The 22,295-nt window shown below is 70.0% G+C and carries 16 protein-coding genes; 11 read left to right on the forward strand and 5 right to left on the reverse strand.

The window, feature by feature from the left end; translation table 11 throughout:
- Window positions 1–85: 85 nt before the first annotated feature.
- From ACH4EB_RS33455 to ACH4EB_RS33470, 4 genes are all read right to left on the reverse strand, one after another.
- Window positions 86–1,576 carry a UvrD-helicase domain-containing protein gene (locus tag ACH4EB_RS33455; protein WP_388841706.1) on the reverse strand — a complete coding sequence of 497 codons (1,491 nt, stop codon included), beginning with the start codon at window positions 1,574–1,576 and terminating at the stop codon, window positions 86–88.
- Complete coding sequence (locus tag ACH4EB_RS33460) at window positions 1,573–2,028, reverse strand: hypothetical protein (protein WP_398352010.1); 456 nt, start codon at window positions 2,026–2,028, stop codon at window positions 1,573–1,575. The genes ACH4EB_RS33455 and ACH4EB_RS33460 overlap by 4 nt, the downstream gene beginning before the upstream one ends.
- The gene (locus ACH4EB_RS33465; protein WP_398352012.1) at window positions 2,025–2,885 is read right to left on the reverse strand and encodes a DUF6083 domain-containing protein; all 861 of its coding nucleotides are present in this window, start codon (window positions 2,883–2,885) and stop codon (window positions 2,025–2,027) included. Before ACH4EB_RS33465 ends, ACH4EB_RS33460 begins: the two co-directional genes overlap by 4 nt.
- Before the next feature lie 169 nt (window positions 2,886–3,054).
- Window positions 3,055–3,318: a helix-turn-helix transcriptional regulator gene (locus tag ACH4EB_RS33470; RefSeq protein ID WP_014043978.1), complete on the reverse strand. Its 264-nt coding sequence runs from the start codon at window positions 3,316–3,318 to the stop codon at window positions 3,055–3,057.
- A gap of 192 nt (window positions 3,319–3,510) precedes the next feature.
- On the opposite strand from ACH4EB_RS33470, the gene ACH4EB_RS33475 reads away from it, so the two are divergent.
- The 4 genes from ACH4EB_RS33475 to ACH4EB_RS33490 all read left to right on the forward strand — a co-directional run bounded on the left by ACH4EB_RS33475 (window position 3,511) and on the right by ACH4EB_RS33490 (window position 9,338).
- Window positions 3,511–4,521 carry a hypothetical protein gene (locus ACH4EB_RS33475; protein WP_388841696.1) on the forward strand — a complete coding sequence of 337 codons (1,011 nt, stop codon included), beginning with the start codon at window positions 3,511–3,513 and terminating at the stop codon, window positions 4,519–4,521.
- A gap of 408 nt (window positions 4,522–4,929) precedes the next feature.
- Entirely contained in the window at window positions 4,930–5,688 is a 759-nt protein-coding gene (locus tag ACH4EB_RS33480; protein ID WP_398352015.1) for a hypothetical protein, read from the forward strand.
- Window positions 5,689–5,706: 18 nt separating this feature from the next.
- Window positions 5,707–8,061 (forward strand): transposase, encoded by a 2,355-nt coding sequence (locus ACH4EB_RS33485; protein ID WP_398352017.1) that lies wholly within the window; start codon window positions 5,707–5,709, stop codon window positions 8,059–8,061.
- A 125-nt stretch (window positions 8,062–8,186) separates the two neighbouring features.
- The gene (locus ACH4EB_RS33490) at window positions 8,187–9,338 is read left to right on the forward strand and encodes an AAA family ATPase (RefSeq protein ID WP_388841687.1); all 1,152 of its coding nucleotides are present in this window, start codon (window positions 8,187–8,189) and stop codon (window positions 9,336–9,338) included.
- 68 nt (window positions 9,339–9,406) lie between these two features.
- On the opposite strand, the gene ACH4EB_RS33495 is transcribed toward ACH4EB_RS33490, so the two are convergent.
- Window positions 9,407–9,781, reverse strand: a complete 375-nt coding sequence (locus tag ACH4EB_RS33495) for a hypothetical protein (RefSeq protein WP_398352019.1) — start codon at window positions 9,779–9,781, stop codon at window positions 9,407–9,409.
- Between the two features lie 81 nt (window positions 9,782–9,862).
- On the opposite strand from ACH4EB_RS33495, the gene ACH4EB_RS33500 reads away from it, so the two are divergent.
- The 7 genes from ACH4EB_RS33500 to ACH4EB_RS33530 all read left to right on the forward strand — a co-directional run bounded on the left by ACH4EB_RS33500 (window position 9,863) and on the right by ACH4EB_RS33530 (window position 22,282).
- The gene (locus tag ACH4EB_RS33500) at window positions 9,863–10,678 is read left to right on the forward strand and encodes an SAVMC3_10250 family protein (protein WP_388841680.1); all 816 of its coding nucleotides are present in this window, start codon (window positions 9,863–9,865) and stop codon (window positions 10,676–10,678) included.
- A 647-nt stretch (window positions 10,679–11,325) separates the two neighbouring features.
- Window positions 11,326–12,696, forward strand: a complete 1,371-nt coding sequence (locus ACH4EB_RS33505) for a Wadjet anti-phage system protein JetD domain-containing protein (RefSeq protein WP_388841677.1) — start codon at window positions 11,326–11,328, stop codon at window positions 12,694–12,696.
- The gene (locus ACH4EB_RS33510) at window positions 12,689–13,969 is read left to right on the forward strand and encodes a hypothetical protein (protein ID WP_398352022.1); all 1,281 of its coding nucleotides are present in this window, start codon (window positions 12,689–12,691) and stop codon (window positions 13,967–13,969) included. Before ACH4EB_RS33505 ends, ACH4EB_RS33510 begins: the two co-directional genes overlap by 8 nt.
- A complete protein-coding gene (locus ACH4EB_RS33515) occupies window positions 13,959–15,236 on the forward strand; it encodes a hypothetical protein (protein ID WP_388841671.1) in 1,278 nt (425 codons plus the stop codon). The genes ACH4EB_RS33510 and ACH4EB_RS33515 overlap by 11 nt, the downstream gene beginning before the upstream one ends.
- Complete coding sequence (locus ACH4EB_RS33520; protein WP_398352024.1) at window positions 15,233–18,385, forward strand: hypothetical protein; 3,153 nt, start codon at window positions 15,233–15,235, stop codon at window positions 18,383–18,385. The genes ACH4EB_RS33515 and ACH4EB_RS33520 overlap by 4 nt, the downstream gene beginning before the upstream one ends.
- A 907-nt stretch (window positions 18,386–19,292) precedes the next feature.
- Window positions 19,293–21,755 carry a hypothetical protein gene (locus ACH4EB_RS33525; RefSeq protein ID WP_398352026.1) on the forward strand — a complete coding sequence of 821 codons (2,463 nt, stop codon included), beginning with the start codon at window positions 19,293–19,295 and terminating at the stop codon, window positions 21,753–21,755.
- Window positions 21,752–22,282 (forward strand): hypothetical protein, encoded by a 531-nt coding sequence (locus ACH4EB_RS33530; protein ID WP_350871727.1) that lies wholly within the window; start codon window positions 21,752–21,754, stop codon window positions 22,280–22,282. Before ACH4EB_RS33525 ends, ACH4EB_RS33530 begins: the two co-directional genes overlap by 4 nt.
- Window positions 22,283–22,295 lie beyond the last annotated feature (13 nt).

Genomic DNA, 22,295 nt, shown 5'->3' on the forward strand with positions numbered 1-22,295 from the left:
CGTCCCGCCTGTAGTTGTCGCGCCCGCCGCTCCGCCCTGCACTCCTCCAGGCGAACCACCGACCGCCAGAGCCCGCAGGGCGTGATCACTGCAGCGACCGAGACCTGGCCAGGACTCCTTCCGGATGCTCGTCGATCCAGGACAGGCCTCCCAGGTCGAGACGTCGGCGGGTGCGGGTGACGGCGACGTAGGCGAGGCGGGCTTCGGCGTCGTCGACGGGGTCGGGGGCGGGCGCCGGTGTGCTTCCTGCCGGGTCGTCGGCGGTGTCGTTCGGGGATCGGGCGAAGTCCTCGGCGATGAGGACGCTGGGCCATTCGCGTCCCTTGGCCTTGTGGGCGGTGGAGACGGTGACGTGTGCGTGCGGTTCGGGGGCGAGTTGGGTGATGGCGGCGAGGATGGCGTCGGCGCCGTGGGTGTCGACGAGGTTGACCAGGGGCTGGAGGTCGCGGCCGGCGGGGTCGTGGGCGGCGTAGTCCCGCAGGTCGCCCCAGCAGGGGAAGAGGAGCAGTTCGGGATGGTGGGTGCGGCGGCCTTCCTTGAGGTGGCGGGCCGCGAGGGCCAGGGCGTGCAGGCTGTCTCCTCCCCCGGCCAGGGCGACCCGGTGTCCGGCTGCCATGTGGGTCATGACCTGGGCCATGGCGCCCACGTTGGTGCGGCACAGGACGGCGTCCGGCTGTGTGACGAGGCCGAGTTCGGTGGGCACGGCGGGGGTGCCGGTGAGGCGGATCGGCGCGTCGGCCAGGTGCAGCCAGCGGTTGGCTTCGGCGGCGAGGTCGGGGCCGAAGCGGAAGGACTGGGACAGGGCGAGCTGGGTGCCGTCGAAGCCGGTCATGATGTCCTTGGCGCCGCGCCAGTGGTAGATGGCCTGGGCGGAGTCGCCGACCATGACCAGCTGGGCGTGGTCGCGCTGGGCGAGGAAGATCTGTTCGACGACGGGGTTGGTGTCCTGGGCTTCATCCAGCAGCAGGAAGTCGGCGTAGATGCGCGGCCGGGTGAGGGCCCAGATCTTCAGGTAGTGGTCGTGGTCGAAGCGGACGGCGCCGTCGTCGGGGTGTTGCAGGTCGGCCCACGCCTTGTGGGCGAACGGCACGATGTGGGCGGCGAGTTGGGTGTGGAGGTCGGTGTCGTCCAGGCCGCGCAGCCGGGGCACGTGATGGGGGGTGATGGCTTCGTCGGCGGTGTGGCAGAAGCGGGCGACGGTGCGCAGGGTGGCGTTGGAGAGGGCTCGTTGCGTCACCTCGCGGTCGCCGATGCGGACGGCTTTGTTGATGCCGAGCGTCTGTCCGGTCTGCCAGGCGGGGCGGCGGGGTGCGTTCAGGCGGTGGGTGTAGCGGTGGCCGACGGCCGCGTAGGCCAGGGCGTGGGCGGTTTTGCACTGCACGGTGTTGGGGAAGCGGGTGCGGGCGTCCTGGGCGATGGCCCGGTTGTAGGCGAGGTAGCGGCCGCGGCGTGTAGTGGTGCGGGCGAGCAGGGCCAGGGTGGTGGTCTTGCCCGTGCCGGCGCCGGCCTGCAGGGCGAGGTGCTGGCCGGCATGGAAGGCGTCGGCCGCTGCCGTCTGTTCGTCGGTCGGGTTCATGCGGGGGCTGCTCCGGGGGTGCGGGTCAGGGCGTGGCCGACGGCTGCCAGGAGGTGTGCGGCCGTGGTGTGGGCGAGCAGTTGCTGCACGGCCCGGTCGAGCCGGTGGGCCTCGTCGCTGGCGTGCTGGGCCAGCGCGCGGTGCAGGGCCAGCTTCACGAAGATTTCCGGGCTCTGCCCCGCTTCATGGGCAGCCTGGCAGATCGCAGCATGGACGGCGGGTGGGAAGGCGAGGTTGAGCAGGACCTGTCCTGCGGCATCCGGGTAGTGGGTGATGATCACGTCCACGGGAAGCCGTGCGGCGAGGCGTTGGCGCAGCCGGTGCGCGGCGCGGTGGGGGGTTTTGGCGCGTACGAGGGTCATGAGGCGGGTGGTGTCGTGGTTGGTGGCGAGCGGCAGCACGCGGACGGCTTCGCGGAGTTCGGCTTCCAGGGCGTGGTGCGGCATCATCACCGCTCTCTGCTGTCGTGTGCCGGTGGATAGGGCAGATCGGTACGCACGTGCTCGGCGTGCAGAAGGGGATCAAAGACCTGCCATCCAGCCAGTGCCAGATCGGCGGTGCCGTGGGGGACGGCGTGCGCGGAGCAGCGCTGGATGCGCCAGCGTCGTTGTTCGGCGTGAGGCAGCCGGCTGAGGTCGTAGACGGCCATCGTCTGTTCGGGCAGAGCAAGCTCGCCGCGCCGGGGGCCGACAGGCAGCAGGCTCCAGGATCCGGCCGGGCCGTCCGGGTCGAGGACGGGGCGGGGGCAGCGGCGGCGGTGGTTCGTCTGGGCTACGCAGCGGACGGCCTCCACGGGGCCGTCGGCGAGGTAGAGGCACAGCAGCATGCGTACGACCGGGTGGTCGGGGGAGCCGGTGCCGGTGGGCGCTGTTGTGGTGGGGGAAGCCGTGGGCGTGAAGGCGCCGGTGTCGATCAGGCGGCGGGTCCGTACGGCGAGTTGGCGGCGCGCCGACTCAAGAGGCCGGCTGAGCCGGCAGATGGGGGTGCGCTGCGGGCAGAGCACGGCGTGCGGAATGCGGCACCAGGTACGGCCGTCGTCGTGCGGGTGGGCGATGCTGGAACTCAGGTGCCAGCGGCAGGGGGCGGGGACCTGGGCAGTGGCGAGTTCGGCGGGATGCAGGGCGATGGGCCGACCGTCCGTACGTGGGTAAAGGTCGATGCGGTTGCCGCATTGGTGGCAGCGGCGGCTCTGGCCGGCGCGCAGCAGGCGGCTGGGGCTGGTGGTGGCCACCCGCAGCGGACGGCGCACCGGTGCGGTGCGGGGGCTACCGTCCCAGTGGCAGCCGGTGGGGGCGGTGTTGGGGCGCATGGCGAGGACCGTGCCAGGCGCCCCCTGCCGGAGGCGGGGCAGGCGGGCCGGCAGTCCCCCGGCCGGCCCAGCGGTATCGAACGGTGACGCGGTTCTGCGAGTGTGCGTTCCATGCGTGCTCGCCGGTTCGGGTGATTTATGCCGCGCTTCAGGCCTGGCGCGACCGGAGTCAGGCGCCCTTGGATCCGGGCGGGGTGTGGCCTTCACAGAGTGAGCCGAGCAGCTGCTCGATGGGGACGTCGAAGGCGTGCGCGAGGGCATGCCAGGTGGTGACGGTGCCGGCGGCTCGGCCGTGTTCGAGGTCGATCAGCGTGCGCCGGGCCAGGCCGCTGCGGCCGGCGAGTTCGTCGAAGGTCCACCCGCGCTCATTCCTCAACCGTGCCAGCGTCACACGCAGGGCGTCGCGGTCCGGGTCGGGGGGCAAGATCGTCACTCCACCATCCGACGGTGCAGACACCTGCCCTGTCAGTGCGGATTTCTGCACTATCAGTGCAGGTGAGCGCACCGGGCCCGCACTTCTGCGCGAGTGCAGGAATCTGCACTACGGTGCGGGCGGCTCCCGCGTGCGCACCGGGAGACCACCGCGCGACGCCGGCGCAGACCAGAGCGGAGGGACAACGAGCCGATGCGGCTTGCCAGCACACACGCCACGGTGCAGCGCATCTGGACCGTGCGCCTGCGCCCGCAGACGGGCGGACCGGCACTGGCCTGCCCCCGCTGCACGCACAGCCCCGTCCTGCAGGCCGTCTCCGCCCGCTCGGCCGCCCTCACTCATCTGGCCCGCCATGCTCGCGCCGACGCGTTGCCCGGGCATCTGCGCACCTGCCAGTGCCGGGCGCTGGGCTGCCGCTGGCACCCCCGCCACCGCGGCTGTGCGGGGCCCGTTCTGCTCGCCCTGACCTGCGACCGCGGCGGCCGTACCTGGCGACTGGCCGATGCCTGCGCCGCCTGCGCGGCGGCGATGAGCCGCACCGCCGTCGTACCGCCCACCCTGCTCCGCGCCGACCGCACCCCGACGCACTCCAGTACGTCGCGCTCTGCGCGCATCGCACCGCCATTCGGCCCGGCAGAGCAGCAACGCGTACGCGAAATGCTCACCTACCTCGCCACAGCACTGCCGCGTTTCTCCTCCCCCGCGGCCCGGCTGCTCGCCCTGCAGTGCGCACTGCGTGCTGACCGCCAGGGGCAGATCCGCCTGCCCCACGGCTTCCTGCGCGGCATGCGGCTGCACGGCCGCGCAGAGCTGTGGCTGGAGCTGGAACACGCCGGCTGGCTGCACCGCTTCAGACGCAGATGCTCTCCCATCCAGGCGCAGTTGCTCGATGCCCCCGTCCTCCACCAGGATCCCGGACGCACCGCGCGCGTCCGCGCCGCCCAATGGGCGCTGCGCCCCGCCCCGCTGATCCTCTCGCCCGCCCTGCCCTCCGCTCTACGGCTGGCCGCACTGGCACTGGCCGCCCACAGCACCGCTGGGGCGGGCGGGGGTGAGCTCGATGCTCTCGCCCGCCAGTGCGGGCAGCCACCTCAGCAGTTGGAGGACCTCCTCGACCAGTTGGTCCGCGCCCGTCTCGTGACCACCTGGCGCCTCCATCACGACGGTGACGAGGTGCGGTGGGAGCTGCCCGGGCACTCCTGATCGGGCAGAAGTCGTCCAGCGGGCCGAAGTCGGCTTCTTGGCAGGCGAGTTAAGCAGCCGAGCCGCCGCGCGGGATGGCGACCGGGCAGCGCCCGGCGTCCTTCGTTGCCGCCGACTTGTTCACCCTTTCAGGTGTATCCGGCAGGCGGGAAAGTCCTCGCAGCGCGGAGCGGAGCAGCATGGGCATGCCGGGCTACGGCAGCAGTCATCACCGAAAGAGGCAGGGGCGGGTGAACAGGTGACGGGAGCTTGGCTGTCCGGCTCCTGCCAACCCGTGCCGGTGCGGGGGCAGTCGACGGCGGGCGGGTTTCGTGGGGCGGCCGGTGCAGGTCAGGGACTGGGCCCAAAGGGGCTGCCGACCGGACAGGTATGCGGGACCCTGCGGCGGCACGGCAAGGGGTGGGCAGCGTGAACGCGGCGGAGGGTCCCGGCGGCCTGATGGAAGGCGAGGCCGTGCCGAAGGCGGGGCAGGGTGTCGTGGTTTTGTACCGCGAGCCCTACGGGCCGGTGCGCCTGCGCAGCGCGGCCGGGCTTCGGGGCGTGGCACTGGAGGAGTTCGGGCCGGTGAGCGAACCGGTGCCCTACCGGGGCCGCAAGGGCATCATCACCTACTGGCCGGTGGCGACCCGGGAGCAGACCGTGGTGTGCGGCAGCCTGCGGCAGTGGCGGCTGGCGATAGAGCTGGGCTTCGAGCCGGCCTGGGCGGCGTTCAGCGCCGGCCCGGTGGAACTGCGGTGGCGGGCCGGAGGACGCCTTCGCCGCTGGCGCCCCGACTTCGTGGCGCGCACGGCCGAGGGCGAGCGTGAGGTGCTGGTGCTGAAGCCGCCCCGACAGGAGAGCCTGCCCGCGGTGAGACTCGAGGTGCTTCAGGAGGTGGCGCAGGCGGCCGGGTGGCGGGTGCGGCAGGTGCGTGAACCGTCGGGGCTGCGCGCGCGGAACCTGGGCTGGCTGGCCGGTTACCGGTTTGCCGTGGGCGACGAGGAGGGCCTGGGGCGGGCGCTGCTGGAGGCGTTCAGGGCGCCGACCGGTCTGCGGGCGGGGGTGGCGGCCAGCGGGCTGGACGAGATGACCGGGCTGGACCTCGCCTACCGGATGCTTTGGCAGCGGCGGCTGCTGTTCGATGCCGCGTATCCGCTGCTGCCCGACGCCGTGGCCTGGGCGGCCTGAACGACCAGGAGGGGGCACATGCCGGGAGCAGACGAGGGCCGGTCTGCGGGGTCGCTGTCCATCGGGGCGCTGGTGCGCTGGCACAGGCGCGAATGGGAGGTGGCGGAGTGGCAGGGACCGCTGGTCACGCTGGTGCCTCGGGACGGCGCCGAGGCGCCCCGGGCGGTGTCGTTCCGGTGGCTGGTGGGCGCGGAGGACTTCGCTGTCCTCAGTGGCGGTGCGGCACCGGCCGTGGGTGGGGCGGCTCTCGGCGGGTGGGGCCGGCCGGAGGGGCAGGAGGAGGAGGCCGCGCTGTGGCAGGCACGCATGGTGGAGATCGACACCGGTCTGGCGCCGGGCCGAAGCGAGCATGCGCGGGGATTCGGGCCGGACACGACGCTGGCCCAGCGGTGCGCCGCGATGTCGGCGCGGCTGGCCGCCGACGGCGTCCGCTGCTCCGCCCACACCCTCGCCGACAAGCGGCGCAAGTGGAAGGCGGCCGGGGAGAACCCGGTCGTCCTGCTGCCCGGGCCGCGGGACAAACGCCCGGGGGGCTTCACCGACCCGCGGTGTCTGACCGCCATGCAGGAGGTGGTGGCCCGGCGCGCACACGCGTCGGACGTGACCATCGACGTGATCCGCGAGGAAGTCGAGGACCTGCTGCACTCGCGGTACGCCGAGGAACTCGGCTCGGCTGCCGTGGCGGCTCTGCTGCCCTCCCGTTCCACCTTCTACCTGCGGATGAAGGAGTCCGGCCTGGCCGATGCCCTGGGCCAGCCGACACGAGCCCGGGCCGCTCTGGCCTCCACGCCGCCGCTGCCCCATGGCGGGCGCGAAGTCGTGCTGCGGCCGGGACAGGTGACCCAGGCAGACACCACGCCGCTGCGGATTCTGGCCCGCGGCGACGACGGCCGGCCCACCGCCACGGAGCTGACCACGCTCATCGATGTGGCCAACCACAGCGCGTGCGCGCTGATGATCACGCCCAGCCGTCCCCGGGACGCCGAGAGCGGGCAGGCGGGCCAGGCGACCCGGGCGATCGACTTGACCCTGATGCTGGCCCAGGCTCTCGCGCCCTGGCCGGTGATGCCCGGCTGGGACCCGCTGAGTGCGGCCGCCGCCTCCAGTCTGCCGTTCGGGGCGCTTAGGGCGGCGGACGAGCGGTTCACCGAGGCCACCGCCGCCCGCCCGGTCATCCGCCCCGAGCTGATCATTTACGACCAGGGCAGCCCCTATGTGAGCGAGCACTTCACCGAGGTCTGCGACCGGCTGCGCATCGCCCGCCGCCCGGCGCGCAAGAAGACCCCGACCGACAAGCCGCTCCCCGAGCACTTCTTCGTCACCCTCGCGCACCGCTTCAGTCAGCACGTGACGCACGGCTGGCAGGGCCGCAGCCACAAGAAACGCGGCCGCGGCATCGACCGGATGCCGCTGTACACGATTGCCGAGCTCCAGCAGATGGCCCAGGAGTGGGTGGCACTGGAGTACCAGCAGACCCCCGACGCGGGGCTGCGTGACCCGTTCCGTCCCCACGTCGTGCTGTCGCCCAACGAGATGTATGCGGTCCAGGTGGCCCGCAGCGGCTACCGGGCGGTGCCGCTCTCCCCCGCCCAGAACCGCTTCTTCCTGCTGCGGCAGTGGGTCATCCCCGGCAAGGGCGGATTCATGATCGACTATCGGACCTATCAGCCCGTCGCGCAGGACGCCGCCCACTACCGGGAGATCGTCCTGCGCGGCGACTCGAAGCTGCCCGGCCGGGAGAAGCAGTGGGAATGCCGCTTCAACCCCTACCGTCCCGAGCGGGTGTGGCTGTACGACCACACGGCCGACATCTGGGTGACCTGCGATTTCCGGCTGCGGCACCTGCTGCACGATCCGTGGACCGCGGACATGTGGCAGGAACACGCCGAGCAGCACCTGGCGGCCGGCGGCAGCAAGCAGGACGAGGAGGCGATCGCCCTGTCCCTGGCGCAGCGCGACCGGCGTCGTCGCAGTCGCAGACCGCCACCGAAGCGCACTGGGGCCGAACCGCCTTTCCAGGGGCTGGAGTTGGAGACGGAGCAGCCGTCCCAGGACCCGTACGCGGGTCTGGAGGAGTTCGACCTGTCGACCCTGCGGCCCTACCCGGCGCTGCCCATCTCCCCCATGGCACCCCCCTCTGCGCCCGCCACGTCGTTGCTGCCCGCGGGCAGCGACGACGTGGGGCCGACTTCGGGCAGCGGGCTGGCTCCGCATCCGCTCGCAGCGCTCTTCCCCGACGACGGCGACGGCAGCGGGCCGCAGGCCCTCACGGCCGAAGCACCGGCATCTGTAGACGAGGTCGTCGACGCAGAGCTCCTCGACGACTCCGATCCGGACGATGACGAGGCCGAGAACGACGTATGGGATGTGTAGGCGCCCTGAGGAAGGGGCCGTGAACGACGCAGCCGCAGTCCGGCCCCCGTGCGGGCGGACGCGTCCTCCGGCCCGGTGCCGGTCTGCCGGCGTCGAGGCAGGAACCGTGACGAGGGAGAAGCGTGATGAAGGCATCCGTCGAACTGCGTGATAAGCGTGAAGCCCGCCTGCGCCAGCAGCTCAGGGACACCCCGATGCGGCCTCTGCCGCTGTTCCAGCTCACCGGCTGGACCCACTTCGTCGACGAGGAGGTGAACCCGCCCGTCCTGGCGCCAGGCGACAGTCCCGCCGAGGACAGGAAGACGGACGAACAGGCCATCGCCTACCACCGGCACCTGCGGATGGTCCCCACCGACGCGATGACGCACATGCAGAAGACGGTCGTCGAGGCGGTCCACCGCAACAGCGGGAGCCGTGAGGGCCTGATGGACCATGTCATCGACGGGCCCGCAGGCACCGGCAAGACCTGCCTGCTGCGAGCGATCGGACGCACCGCCCAGCAGGAGATCGAAGTCGCCACGAACGGCCGGCAGCCCAACACGATCCCGGTGGTGCACATCACCACCCCCGCGGACCCGGAGCTGAAGGTGAACTGGATCTGGGAGATCGGCTCCTACCTGGGTCTCAACCCCGAGCCGAAGAGCCTCACGGAAGTCCTGGAGATGCGCAGGCACCAGGACGTGACCCTGTCGGTCAACTACGTCCTGGAGACGGCGCAGACCCGTCTGCTGCTCGTCGACGACATCGACCGGTCCTCGCCACAGCAACTGGCCAACGTGCTGCCCTACTTCGACTACCTGCGCGACAAGCTGGGCATCTCGCTCATCTTCTGCGGCACCGGCGCCAGCCACCTCCTGCACCAGGCCCGCATCCTGGCCCAGGACCTGACCCGGGTCAGCGCGGAGAACCGGGTACGGCTCGAACAGGCGGGCCGCCCCGCGGATCCCGCCTCGCCCTCCCCCACCGCGCTGCTGCCCGTGACCTGGCTGCACCCCCTGCCCCTGGGCCCCAAGGCCGAGGAACAGGAGATGTTCCGGCGCGTACTGGCCAGCTTCGAGGCCGACTTGAGGCTGTACCGGCTCGAGGAAAACGCCCTCAGTAAGCACGCCGCCCAACTGCACCAGTTTACCGGCGGCTACTTCAAAGCCCTCACCTACGTCATCTCCACCGCCGCCGTCATCGCGATCCACAGCGGCAGCGAGAACATCACCGAGAAAGAGCTCAAAGCAGCGACAGCCCAGCTCGGCCCCTGGCAACCAGCCGCAAACCAGCCATGAACCCGGGCCGACCTCGACCCCTGAAACGAGCCAGGGCAGGCAGCGGGCCGTTCGTCTCGTGTCATGCACTACCCGGTGGAACCGGTTTCGTCGCCGCCCGCCCGAGCGCCATCTGCCGGCACGGTGGCGTAATCGACCCCGGGAGGGAGCCGGATGCGGCTCTCATCGACGCGGACCCTGGCCAGCCGCGGAGCGTCGTCCGAGAGGCGGCACAGCACGTCCGCTTCACGGCGGCCGTCCCTGGTGGTGTGCCAGGACCGCAGCTCGCCGAAGCGACGTTTCCCGTCGGCGGTCTCCACGAGCACGAGCGGGGCAGGTGCGCGTCCCGGCCCCACGGTGACCTGGGCAAAAAAGCCTTCCTGGCGCAGCCGGGTACACAGGTCCACCAGCGAGGATGCCTGGGTGCTTCCCAGTTCCATGCCGATCTCGAATTTGGGGTGCATGATGCCGGAGTTGGGCCCGGTCCACCGGTACAAGGACCCGGCATCACTACAGCGATGGGACGGCATGAGAGTGGGGCGCCCGTGCGGGAACTACAGTATCTGTCCGCAGCCAAGCTGGACGACTTCTACGAGCCGCCTCGCAGCGGGCTGGTCGGCCGGTCCATGGAAGCGGAAGCTGGCGCACTAGGTATCAGTGCCCGCCTCGCGCTTGGCCCGGGAAACGCTGTGGAACCCACGGTCACCGAGAAAGATGCCAAGCGGCTGGAGAAGGTCCTGAGGCATCTTCGGGAGAAGAACACGGCGCACATTCAAGAGCCAGCAACGTGCCAGGAGCTGGGCGCGGGCGCCTGGCTGGAGTTCTGCGGACGCTTCGTTTACGGCGCGGCGGCAAGAGATCTCGGGCTCCGAGACCACGGCGTTTTCACCTGGAGGTCGCTGGAAGAAGGCCACTGCCAGCACCGTGACGACGAATTCTGCAGCCATACCCAACTGTTCCTCTGCGGGTCGATCCAGCACGTGCGGGACCACCGTGATCATCCGCCCAGCAGGATGGGGTCCGGCTCGGACTGGCTGCACGATCTGGCAGCGGATCTGGTCGCCCGTGAGGCCCGCGACGATACGTCGCTGCCGAGCCTGCTGGACTCCACCGGGATCAATGACCAGGAGTTCGCGGCTCGTTCCGCGTTCGCCATGCTCTCCAGCCACCGGACCGCTGGCTATCTGAGCGGGCACGCACGGGTACTGTGCAACTTTCCGCCGGAGCGCCTGCGGCACCGGCTGATCGTCGCGACCCCCTTGTACGTGGAGACCGGGCTACAGCCTCCGTCAGCGGGGGTGACCTCGGCCGCGCCACCCACGACGGGGTGGTTCGGACGCTGGCGCCGTCGTCGCGCATGACTCATGTAGGCGCGCAACGGGCCCTGGCCGCTTCGCGGAGCGGGGAGGGAGACTCCTCCCCCACCAGGATCCCGACCCCGATGCTGTGACCAGTCCGGCTCAGGCTCCCGACACGCAGCAAGGTAGGAATCGAGCAGATGCTGGGGGGCCTACTCCCGCGTGAGGGGTGACGCGGTTCGGGGGCAGCGACTTCTCTGGGCGAATAATGACAAACTAGCGAAGCAGGCGTCTGTTTGAGGAGGAAGTCCTGCCGGATGTGCGCCAAGAGCCGATCGAGGGTGCTCCGGACTGCCTCGTCGTCGGACCAGTCGAACATCAGCCCGGTGCTGGCAGCTAGCCGGACCTGGCTCCGACCCTCCCAGATGCAAATCTGCCCAGGGCCGGAATCAGAGGGACGGCATGCGGACGGTGCCTGGCCCGTGACAGGTACAGCGTTGATTCTCCTCGCGGGCCGCCTGTGAGGCAGAGCCAATAGCAGGTGACGGTACGTCATTGTGCCCACTTTGGGCCGGTGTTGGATTGAACTCACTTTGTCTGTTTGTGGGGCGCAAGAGGCCTTGTGTATGCCTTCCTGACAGAGTGGATCTGCCTGGGTCCAAGATCCGATGTGTCTCTGGGGAGGGCATGTGAGTGCCGGGGCGGGCGCTATGGCTCTGTTGTTCAGTGAAGCGGAAGGCCGCATCCGGGTATCGCTGGCTGAAGTGCCGGAGGGCACACATGCTCTGTCCGTGCCGGTACGTCGTGAGGGGATGAACCGCGCACCGCGTAATCGCCGGGGCTTGCTGCGCATTCGGGAAGTCGACCTGGTGACTGCGCGGGAGCAGCCTGTTTATGAACCTCCGGAGACTTTGGATAGTCGGCATCTGGTGTGGGCGCTCTCGGCGCAGCGGCGCTCTTGGGCCACGGTGGAGTCCCGTTTCGGAGACAAGGCGTGGGATGTAGCTCTGGCGCTGGTGCGGTGCGGAGGTGTGGTTCTGCGTTGCGCGGTTGATGACGATCTCGAGCTCGCCGGTCCGATGGCATGGCGCCTGTCTCATTCCTGGGCATTGCAGGCGGATGAGCTGTTGCAGGAGCTGCGCGGATGGCGGGATCCCGATGAGGTACGCAAGGAACTGCTTGCGTTGATGGCGCCGGTACCGGAGTTGGAGCGGGAGCAGGTGCTGCTGGAGGCCTGTCCGGCGGGTTCGCCGCTGAGGGTGCCGCAGGACAGTGCGGTCGCGACCGAGGCGTGGACTGCCTATGAGGCGGCGGTGCGCGCGGCGTCTGTGTGGTGGCCGGCGTACCGGGACGGGGAGCGGTTGTCCGCCAAGGAGTTGGCTGGCCTTGCGTTGAGCGGGTCGAAGAAGTGGACCCCTCCACGGCAGGCGGCTTTCGAGAACCTGGTCGGGATGAGCTTTGACCTGGCGCTCGATGAGGCTGACGTCGATATTCGGGTGCGGGGGCCTTTGCGGTGGCGGGTGGGGTCGGTGGCTGCCGACGCTGCGGTGGCCAAGCCGTGGATCGCTCTGCCTGCTGGCGCTCTGCGGCTGGTGGGGGAAGTCGAGCACGGCGGGCGGGGCGTCTTCTTGGTTGAGAACTCCGACACGTTCGAACGCGTGTGCGCGATACCGGAGGTCACGTCGCAGTGGCTGTGCATCTGGGGCAAGGGGTACGTCACCAACAAGCTGGTTGCCCTGCTGGAGTGGATGCGTCCGGAGCGGATGGCCATCTGGGGAGACCTGGATGCCGATGGGATTGCCATCATCGATGATCTGTCCCGGCGCTTGGACCGCAAGGTGCATCCGGTGGGGATGGAAGTGGAGATGTGGCGTGCCGGCCCCTACCGGGACCAGGAGCCGGAGCAGTATCCGAAAGCGCGCGCGCTGGCGGAGAGGATGGCGGCGGAGGGGCCGGTGGAACTGCGGGCCCTGGCGGCGGAGATCGCGGTCTCGGGCGAATCGTGTGAGCAGGAGCCGTTGCACCGGAAGGTGCTGCCTCGCTTGGTTGGGCTGTTGGAGGCGGTGCCGGCCGGTGGGTGAACAGCTCGCGTTCGGGGACGGCGATCGGGAGGATCTGGCGGCGGCTGTTCAGCTGGCCAACTGGCGGGCGTTCATGGCTCCCGTTGCTGAGGATGCTGGTGCTGTGGCGCAGCATCCGGAGGTGGCGCGGGTGGCGCTTGCGATCTTGAAAGTGTTTGCCGAGCATGCCGGGGCGCACGGGCTGTCGAAGGCTGAGGTCGTGCAGGCATTGAAGGGCAATCCTTCGGGGTGGCCGGAGGAGCTGATCGAACGCCGTTTGGCTGTCCTGATCCGGCTGGGGTTCCTTGAGCCCTATCTTCTGAAGTCCCATCAGGACCGGTATGTCGTGCGGCCTGCAGGGCTGGCGGGTGCTCTGGCGGCTGAACGGCTGGCGGAGCACGGGGGTGTTGATGAGTTGATCTTGCTGTTGGATCGGGCGAGGGCGGTGTTCGATCGCAGCAATCCCGACCCCGAGGCGGCTCTGGACTATCTGGTGTCGTGCCGGAACGCGCTGCGGGTTTTCGCTCTGGATTTGCAGCGGCAGATCGCTACCGGCACGACGGCCGAGTTGATGGAGTCCCATCGACAGCATGATCATCAGGGGTTCACGCGCCAGGTGAAGGAATTGAACAAGCTGGTCACGGACCGGTTCAGTGGTGACTGGGCGCTGGAGGAAGCTGGTTCGGCTCTGATCGAGGCGGAGCAGTTCTACCGTCTGCAGGTCATGGCCGCCGCGGACAAAGTGCTTGAGCAGGGCGGCGGCAGTCTGAACTTTGACGTGCTGACCGTGAAGGAGTACGACCACGCCGCGGTCCAGGGTGACGTCGGGCTGCTGTCGCAGGTAGGTACGGCACTGGTCGCCGACGTGCCGGCAGTGTGGATCGAGCCGGCTCAGCTTCTGGAGACAGTGGAGGGGTTCGCCCCGCGCTCGCGGGCACGCGTGCGGCCTCTCGTGGTCGAGGGCGACGACGAGGATGAGGACGATCCTTTGCAGTGGGCCGAGGATGCACACGCGCATCTACGGGAGCGGCGTCGGCTGCGGGCCGATGAGTTGTTGGCGGCAGACGAGGAAGTCGATCTCACTCAGGCGCTGTACGAAGCGGGATGGCCTGCGGCTGCGTCGATCATCACTGATGTGCTGGCGCTGAGTGACGATCCTGGCGAGCCCTATACGGTCGTGGTGGAGGACGGTTTGCTAGCCGATCCGGAGGCCTCCGTCACCTATCTGCATCCCCTGCATCTTCGGCGTCAGAATGTGGCTCAGAGGTCCGATGGGGGTTCGGATGGCTCCTGAACAGGACGCCATCCGTGCGGCGGATGAGGACAGAGCGTTTCAAGCAGCGTTGCTTCTGGGGCGGTTGCGGGCCGCCGGAGTGACGTCGGCCGAGACGACCGGTCCCGTGGTGTTTGCCGCCGCGGCAGCGGCCGCCCGGATCGGACGCCGGGTGATCCGCGTGCACGGGGTGGGCCGGCTGGCCGATGTGCTGGTCTTGGGGTGGGACGGTGAGACAGCACCGGCTGCCGGCCTGTCGCCGGCGTTTCGGATTGGTTTGTCGCCGGTGCCGACCCTGGTGTGGGCGGCGTGCCTGCGCGCGGCGTGGCCACGGCCTGAGCGCGCGCCGTTTCCGGGCGGGCCGTTTAGGCGTGCCGCCATTGTGGCGTTGTGTTCTCAACTGGGCGCGGACCGCGAAGCGGTGGAGCGGGCACTCGAGCGGACCTTGCCGGAGGCCGGCCTGATCTCCGTGGACGGGGACGAACTACGGCTGGGGGCAGCCGTTGCGGCGTTTCCTGCTGTGGTGGTGGAGGGCCTGCGTCGCGGACACCATCTGCTGCCAGCTCCCGTGGCGGATGAGCAGGCGAGCGGGGGACCGGATTCGGCGGTGCCGGCGCATGAAGTCCGGGCCGACGCCGAAACGGCGCTTGAGATGTCCGAGGGATATGTAGTGCGGTCAGTGATCGCCACACTGGAGACGGCTCGTCGGCCGGTGCCCCGGGCTGAGCTGCCGATGCTGGCTGATCCGGCGATACGGGCCGCCGTGGATCAGGCCTTGCTGCCGTGCGGGCGGCAACTGCTGCAGACGGCGGAGGGCAACTGGGTCACCGCGTTTCGTGACCCGCTCGCCGATGCCCTGGTGGCCGAGGAGGTCGGGACCCTCGCCGCGGTGGACCGGGCCGTGCTGGCCCTGGTCCTGTTGCACACGGTGGCGATTCCGAGAGCTCGGGGGCGGCACCGGCACAGCCGTTGGACGGGGGAAGCCCACACCGTCACCCTGGCGGAGCTCGCCTCCAACCGGCGGATCTCCAAGGCCGCGATGAGGACGGCGCTGCGCAGGCTGCGGGCGGCGGGCATGGTCGCGGAGACCACCACGGGCCGTTACCTGCCCGGCCCCGCGCTGGAGCGCATGAGCGAGGCCCGCAGCAACCTGCTCTGGGAGGACCTGATCCTGGTCGGTCGGCCCAGCGGGCAGCTGGCCGCCGCCATCCGTCGGCGGCGTGGCCTCGAAGTCCCCGCGTCTCACGGCGAGTTATCTGAGATCCCGACAGAGACGGACCGCATGTGAGTCAGCAGATCCCTAGTGCACGTGGCAAGCGGGGAGTGATCGGTACCCGTCAGCTGGTCGCTGTCCAGACGTTCTCCATTGCCCGTTTGACCTCCCACCCGGTGGCGATCGTCCCCGGCACCTTCGTCGCGGTGACCGGGCGGGGGCCGAAGGACTCCAATGAGTCGGGAAAGACCAGCTTCCTGTCTGCCCTGGCCCTCTTGCTGGGAGACCCGGAATGGCGCATGACAGGCGGTGGCTCCGTGCACGCACCCAAGCTGCTGTTCGAGCCCGTCACCGCCGGCGCATCGCCAGAGGTGAACGAGGCCGCCTCGATCGGCTATGTGGTGGGCGTCTTCGCCGAACCCGAGGATCCGCTGGGCAGCGCGCACACCGTGTGGCTGCAGGTATCGGCCAAGTCACCGCACATCGAGGTACGGCACAAGGAAGGGGTGCACCTTCTACTCGGCGGAGACGATCGCAGCCAGCACGAGCTGGCTCCAGGGTTCTTCCGCGCGCTCGGTGGTAAAGCCCTGGGGGCCACGGACTACGCGGAGGTCCTCTACGGCCGCGCCCCGCGTCTGCTGGCCTACATCATCAGCCGCGGCGGTATGCGGTCGCGGCCCTCTTTGCTGAAGCTGGATGCGGGCACCTTCACGCCCGTGCAGATCGGGGAGGCGCTGCTCGATCTCACCGGCAAGGCCGGCATGCTCGCCACGGACGTACAGGCCCGCAAGAATCTGGCTAGGACGCAGAAGAACCTGGCCGACAAACTGGCCGACGCCGAGAAGTCCTGGCACGAAGAGGAAATCATCCTTCACTCTGTCGAAACCCGGCAGCGGGCCCGGGTGGAGGCCGGCCGGGCTCACCGCTTCTGGCGCCTGGGATCGGCACGCGCCACCCTTGATGCCGTTGTCTACGAGCGCCGGATCGGCAGCAGCCTCGCCCGTGTCGAGGATGATCTGGCAGCTCTGGCTGCGCGGCATGGTGCAGTGCAGGGCCAGCTCACCAAAGCCCGCGACATCGGCCAGCTCCGGCAATCGGCCCGTTCCGCACAGGTGCGCAGCGACGAGCATCAGCGGGAGGTGGAGGAGGCCAACGAGAAGGTGGGACTGCTTCGAGGCGACTTGAAGCGGGCGCAGCAGGATCACCGCCAGGCGCGGCAGCAGGCCGAGGACTACGCCGGCCCCTCCCCCACCGAGCTCGCCCAGCACGTCAGCGGCCAGGAGGCACGTCAGCTCGAGGTGAAGGCGGAACTCCTGCTGGCCGAGGAACGTGTCAGGGTGCTGGAGGGAGAGCTCGCCGAGGCCCGGGAGGGGCGCACCGGCCAGGCGGGGGCGGCGTTGCGGGCCCTGGAGGGGGCAACGTCCCACCGGAGGGTGGGGCTGATGGCCACCACTCGCGTCCGTCCTGAGGCGCGGTCTCAGTGGGAGGCCCGCCTGGCGCCGTGGAGGGAGGCGGTGTGTGTCGCCTCCGATGCCCTGGAGGATGCCAGCCGTGCGGTGAGCACTCTGCCCGGGACCATCCTCATCTGCGGGCCGTCGAGCGAACCGGAAGCGGCAGGTTCCGGCGCCCCGGATGGCTTGCCCGAGGGCATCCTGGACGCCGATCCCCTGGCGGTGCCGTTCCTGCATGCCCTGGCCGATGCCACCGAGGTGACGGTTCCTCCGCATGCCTGGCTGTCTGGGCTGGGGGTCCGCATCATCGGAGGCTTCGAGAAGCCGATCGCTGGCCAGAAGGACATCTGCGCCCACCTTGAAGGGCGGCGGGACCAGGCCCGGGCCCAGTGCGCTGCGCTGGAGACCGCAGCCGACCTGCACCGTCGCCGGATCGCCGAACTGCGCCGGGACATCAAACGGGCCGAGGCCCAAGAGCTCGCACAGCGGCTCGTTCCCAAGATCCGCGACCTCGAGGACACCCACGCCCAGTGCGTTGCCGCGCTGCCCGGGCTGCGGACGTTGGCCAAAGAGGCAAGCGAGACAGCGCATGAGGCTCAGACGGCGTTCCTCACCGCGAAGGAGCGCGCTGACAAGCTCGAGGGCGAACTGCGGAAGCTGAAGGACGACAGGGCGCAGGCGACGCGGAGGAAGGAGAAGCTGGAGGAGCTCCGCAGAGGGTCAAGCACCGACCGGGCACGGATGATCTGGACGGGCTCTGAGGAGGAGGCTTTGGAGGAGCTCAACTGGAGCTGCCTGCCCGAGGATGAGCCCGGCGCGGAGCCGGCCGACGGCATCAACTCCTACGCCGTCGTACCGCGGGACACCGAGCGCCCGCCCGAGGTCCGCACCTGTGCGGACCTTCGCAGCGAGAGCCGGTCCCGGCTGACGGCGGCGCTGACGAGGCTCGCCGCAGACACGGCAACCACCGGTGTGGCCACCGTGGAGATCGCCGACGCCCTGCACCATCACGAGGCGCACACCCACGATCCGCACGACACCATCTTCCGTGGCTCGCTGACCGCGCTGAAGACGTGGCTGGATGAGTACGAGGAGCGGGACGCAGGAGCTCGGGAGCAGGTGGAGGTGAAAAGACGGGAGCGGGAGGACGAACAGAGCTACCTCCACGACCTCGTCGAGGAGTCACGCCAGGCCCTCGAAGAAACCCAGGAGTCCATCAAGGAACGCGTGCACAGTTCGCTGGAGCGCATCAGCAACCAGCTCAACCTGCTGCACAAAAAAGATGGGTACGCAGCCGACCTGCTCTACAACGTAAGCGCGCCGGAGAGCGCCGAGGGCCAGTGGATCTGCCATGTCGTGCCCCGGTGGCAGCGCAACCCCGGCGGCTCCTTGCTGGCCTACGATGCGCCCACCAACACCGCCCAGGAGAAGCTGTTCTCCATCCATCTCGTCCTGGCCGCCTTGCTGGCCGCACCCGACGCGCGGGGCCGCGTCCTCATCCTCGACGAACTCGGAGACTCACTCGGCGCGGAGCACCGTCGCGAAGTGATCGCCGCGCTGCGTGACGCCGCGCTAGAACACGGCATCACCGTGTTGGCCACCTGCCAGGACGGCCTGATGGCGGACGTGGGGCCGATGTGTGGCCAGGTACTGCAGTTCCGCTACTACTCGAAATCCGACCCCTTGAACCGGCCCACTGCCATGTACGGCTTCGACGCCAACCGGCGCCGCGTCAAGCTCACCTTGAATGATCTCGTGGTCAGCCGATCCTGAACGACGTGTGAGTATCCGCCGACGGCCGTTGGCCCGCCCCTCGGCACCCGCAGCCGGAGCACGGCTTTCGTCGTCGTCTTCGTCCTTGCACTCCTCGTCACCCGTCGCCAGTGTCCTCGAGGTCGTAGGGCTCCGCGGCATGCCCGTGACCGTAGTGCACTGCAACCGGACTAAATCGACCATGAGTTCACCGACCGCGCCCGCAGCCACGCGCTATGACCCACCCTCGCTCCCCCAAGCCTCCAGACCACCCTGACCAGCGCAGACTCGCTCCGCCTGATCTACTCGGCAATAGAGAATCCTTCGACGATCACTGGATTCCGGAACGATCACTGAACTCGCACTTCAGAGGGTTCTTGGGCTCTTGAACCTGCACGGAAACCCCAGCTCAGATCAATCCGCCACGACGGCTCGGGATCCTGCGACGATCACTAGATCAGCAGCTCAACGCATCACTCATACAGTGATCCTTCGTGGATTTGTCAGATGTGAGCAGGCATCCGCACATTGGTGATCTTGTGGTTCTATGCGCGTCTTGCATGCAAGTTGTCTGATTTCCATTGGGCCTGACAGACTGTTAGGGCACGTCAGTGGTCTCAATGACCTGCCAGCCCCGTACCGCCGTCGGCGGAGGGGGCGTGAGCCGTACGCCGCGGAACTGCCCACTATTGATGGTGTTGCAGTGGTGATGTTCCGGTGGCGCGCACAGTCTCCGGTGGTGGACTCGAAGAGGCAGACGGTCTTCGCCGGTACGCGCCGCAGGTGCGTGGCGGTGGCGGCGGCCCTCGCCGGTGCTCCGTGGAAGGAGTGCCTGCGGTCCGGGTGCGTGCCGTATTCGGCATCGCCGGATGCGCTGGGTCGCGCCCGGGGCCATGAGGGCTCCGGGAGTTAGGACTGTCTGCTTCTCATGTCTGCCCGCAAGGCCCCCGAGGGGCCCTTTCCGTATCCCACCCACCCGACCTGGGCTCTGAACCTCTACGAGGCCATCGTTAACACCTGCGGGGTCGAGGGCTTCGCGCCCGTGCCCCAGCAGGCCGTGCTCGACGCTCTCGCGCCGGCGCTCGGCGAGGGCGAGGCCAAGCACGTCACCGAACGCCGGCGCGAGAGCCGTTTCCTGCGCGCCACCGCTTACCACGTCGAGCAGCGCGACACCGACGGGGCGCTGCTGGTGCTGAAGGCGAAGCTGCACGGGGCGGCGACGCTGCCCTGGGTCAACAACGACCGCACGCGCAGCGCCTGGCTGCACCCCTCCGCCGAGAACCAGCAGCGGCTGGAGGAACTCGTCGACCAGCAGCGGTCGGTGGCCGTGCGGACCGTCGCACTGGAGCGGGCGCGGTCGGCGCTGCGGACCCTGTCCCCGACCGCGACGGCGGCGGAGAACAGCGCGGCGGCGGCCGCGGTCGAGGCCGCCGAGGAGGAACTGGCCCGCGCCAAGCGGGAGCTGGAGGTGTGCGAGCAGACGCTGGGCAAGCGGCGCCCGCTGCCGGTGGTGCGGGCCGTCACCGAGGACGGGATCCCGCTCGCGGCGCTCACAACGGAGGCCGTCCGCACGGAGGTAGCCGCCGAGGTGCAGCGCTATGCCGTGGAGACGCTGCGGCAGCGGGCGCGGCAGCGCCCCTACGACCTGGCGGAGTCCCTGGTGCAGGAGGGCCAGCGGGATTCCACGGTGGTCGTGCTGCAGCGCACCCCGGTGATCGACCAGGACGGATCCCGGCGGCACATCTGGCGGGGCCAGCAGGCCACCGGCGCCAACCGGACCGATGCCCGCCTGGAGACCTTCGGCATCACGCCCCAGCACCTGCTGACCGGTGTGCCGCAGTCCCTGCTGCGACTGCCCGGGGAGGAGGACAACCGGCGGATGGTCGTACGGGGTCTGGGCGAGATCCTGCGCCGGATCAGCTCCCTGCTCAACGCCGAGTACGCCGACCCCGACCAGGATCTTGAAGGGCGTGCGCAGCGGGCGGCGCGGATCGCGCAGGTGCCGGCCCGGATCGTGGTCGGCGCCAAGAAGCCGGAGCGCCTGGAGGAGTCGCTGCGCCAGCTGAACGTCCACGAGCACCTGCGCGGCCAGCTGGACTACGAGGACATGGACCGCTCCCTGGGACTGTGGTCGACCCTGGTCAAGGCCTACCGGGCCAAGGGGCTGCTGGGTGAGCTGCTGGCCCAGGAGGTCGCCCACGGCCGCATCGCGGCCAGCGAGTTGGACGAGGAGGCGATCGCCGACGCGCTGGTCGGGGCCCGGGCGCTCGACGAACTCACGGTGCTGCTGCCGCCGGGCGACGACGTGGGCCCCATGACCCTGCGGGACGTGGCGATCCGCTGTGCCACCGTCCTGGTGTTCCCGCCGGTCCCGCCGCGCCCCGAGGGCCTGTCGGCCCGGGCGCACATGCCCACCGGCCGGTACTGGCCGGTGGTGCGCGCCGCCCTGCAGGAGGCCTCCTGGACGCAGAGGAACGGGGACAAGGCCAAGCGGCGCACGGAGATCTGGGCGGCCGTGGTCGCCCAGCACTTCCTGCGCCCCGGCCCCCTCGCCGCCGCCGAGGGCCTGTTCGGCAGGGCCGAGGTGCAGTTCGGGGTACGCACCGACGCGCGCAGCCTCGCCTCGCTGCTGATCGCCTGCCGCCAGGGAGACCCCGCGGCCTGGGAAGCCCTAGTGCGGCGGCACCTGGTGCCCGGCATGATCAGCGGCGCCGAGCCGTTCATCACGCCCAACCAGGGCTCACTCACCAGCGCGCAGCGCAAGGGTGTGCGGCGCGCGCCGTCCAACGCGGTCCAGTCGCTCGTGGAGGCCTACACCAACCCGCCCGAGGGCGTCACGCGTGCGCTGCTGCTCGCGTTCGCCGAGTCCGTGCTGCGCGCCCCCGACTCCCCGGCCGGCGACGGCCTGGCACCGGGCACCTTCTGGGCGCCCGACGCACACGGCGATCCGTGCGAGGGACTCCTCGCCGACAAGGAATGGTTCGACGCGCTCTTCCCCCTGACCTCATTTCCCAGGTCCAAGCGGCCGCAGCCACCCGCAGACAACATCGGTGCCGAGGACGGGGACATCGGCGAGAACAGCGGCGAGGACACCGTGGAACTCGCCGAGGAGATTCCCGAGGACCCACTCGTGCGGCTGACCCGTCTGCGCATGGAAGTGTCGGCCGTGGTCGACAGCAGCACGGTGGGCGCCGCCGCCCTGGCCGAGCAGATCGCCCGGCTCCTGGTCACCCTTGAGGACGCTGTGCGTGCCCGTGAGGAGGCCGGCGCCGCAGAGGAACCGGCCCAGGTGCAGAAGCTGTACGTAGAGGACTTCAACAAGATCAAGGCGGAGTGCGCGAAGATCGCCCCGCTGCTGGACAAGGCCACCCTGGCGGTGATGTCGCTGTGAGCGGGGACTGCTGCCCGGAGCCGGTCGCCGGACCGGTGGTCGACGCGCGGGTGCTGCGCCACGCGTGGACGGCGCTGGGCCCCCTGGCGCGCGGCGGCTGGCCCGCCTCGCGCAGCCTCCTCCTACCGCACCGGGCCGAGAGCCTCGCGGCGCTCGGCGAAGTGCTGGCCGGGCTGTATCTGGCGGTCGACGCCGAGGGGCGGCTGCGGTGGCTGGGCAAGGCGCACCGCGGCAGCGGGGTCAAAGCCCGGCTTGAGGATCACTTCCGTCATCCCGAGCGGGCCCGGGTCTACGCGGGGGTGTTCGTCGTGGAGGCCGACCCGTTCAGCCCGGCGAAGGCGATCGAGGCCGCCGAGGGCCGGGCCGCCGACCTGATCGGGCTGCGCGGCCGAATGGGCCCGCGGACATGGCCCGTAGTCACCCCGGCGCAGTGGCTCGCCCAGGTCACCTCGCACCCGGCCACCCGTATCGGTCCTCCCCGCCCGAGCGCGGACGGCTCCGGCGACCGGTCCGCGGCACCGGCCTGACCTATCCCCGCTC

The sequence above is a fragment of the Streptomyces sp. NPDC018045 genome (assembly GCF_044327445.1).
Classification (GTDB): Bacteria; Actinomycetota; Actinomycetes; order Streptomycetales; family Streptomycetaceae; genus Streptomyces.

Bases quoted from the DNA above. Each gene is read 5' to 3' on its own strand.
- ACH4EB_RS33455 (WP_388841706.1), bottom strand. From the start codon at position 1,576: ATGAACCCGACCGACGAACAGACGGCAGCGGCCGACGCCTTCCATGCC.
- ACH4EB_RS33465 (WP_398352012.1), bottom strand. From the start codon at position 2,885: ATGCGCCCCAACACCGCCCCCACCGGCTGCCACTGGGACGGTAGCCCC.
- ACH4EB_RS33475 (WP_388841696.1), top strand. From the start codon at position 3,511: ATGCGGCTTGCCAGCACACACGCCACGGTGCAGCGCATCTGGACCGTG.
- ACH4EB_RS33485 (WP_398352017.1), top strand. From the start codon at position 5,707: ATGCCGGGAGCAGACGAGGGCCGGTCTGCGGGGTCGCTGTCCATCGGG.
- ACH4EB_RS33490 (WP_388841687.1), top strand. From the start codon at position 8,187: ATGAAGGCATCCGTCGAACTGCGTGATAAGCGTGAAGCCCGCCTGCGC.
- ACH4EB_RS33495 (WP_398352019.1), bottom strand. From the start codon at position 9,781: ATGCACCCCAAATTCGAGATCGGCATGGAACTGGGAAGCACCCAGGCA.
- ACH4EB_RS33505 (WP_388841677.1), top strand. From the start codon at position 11,326: ATGGCTCTGTTGTTCAGTGAAGCGGAAGGCCGCATCCGGGTATCGCTG.
- ACH4EB_RS33515 (WP_388841671.1), top strand. From the start codon at position 13,959: ATGGCTCCTGAACAGGACGCCATCCGTGCGGCGGATGAGGACAGAGCG.
- ACH4EB_RS33525 (WP_398352026.1), top strand. From the start codon at position 19,293: ATGTCTGCCCGCAAGGCCCCCGAGGGGCCCTTTCCGTATCCCACCCAC.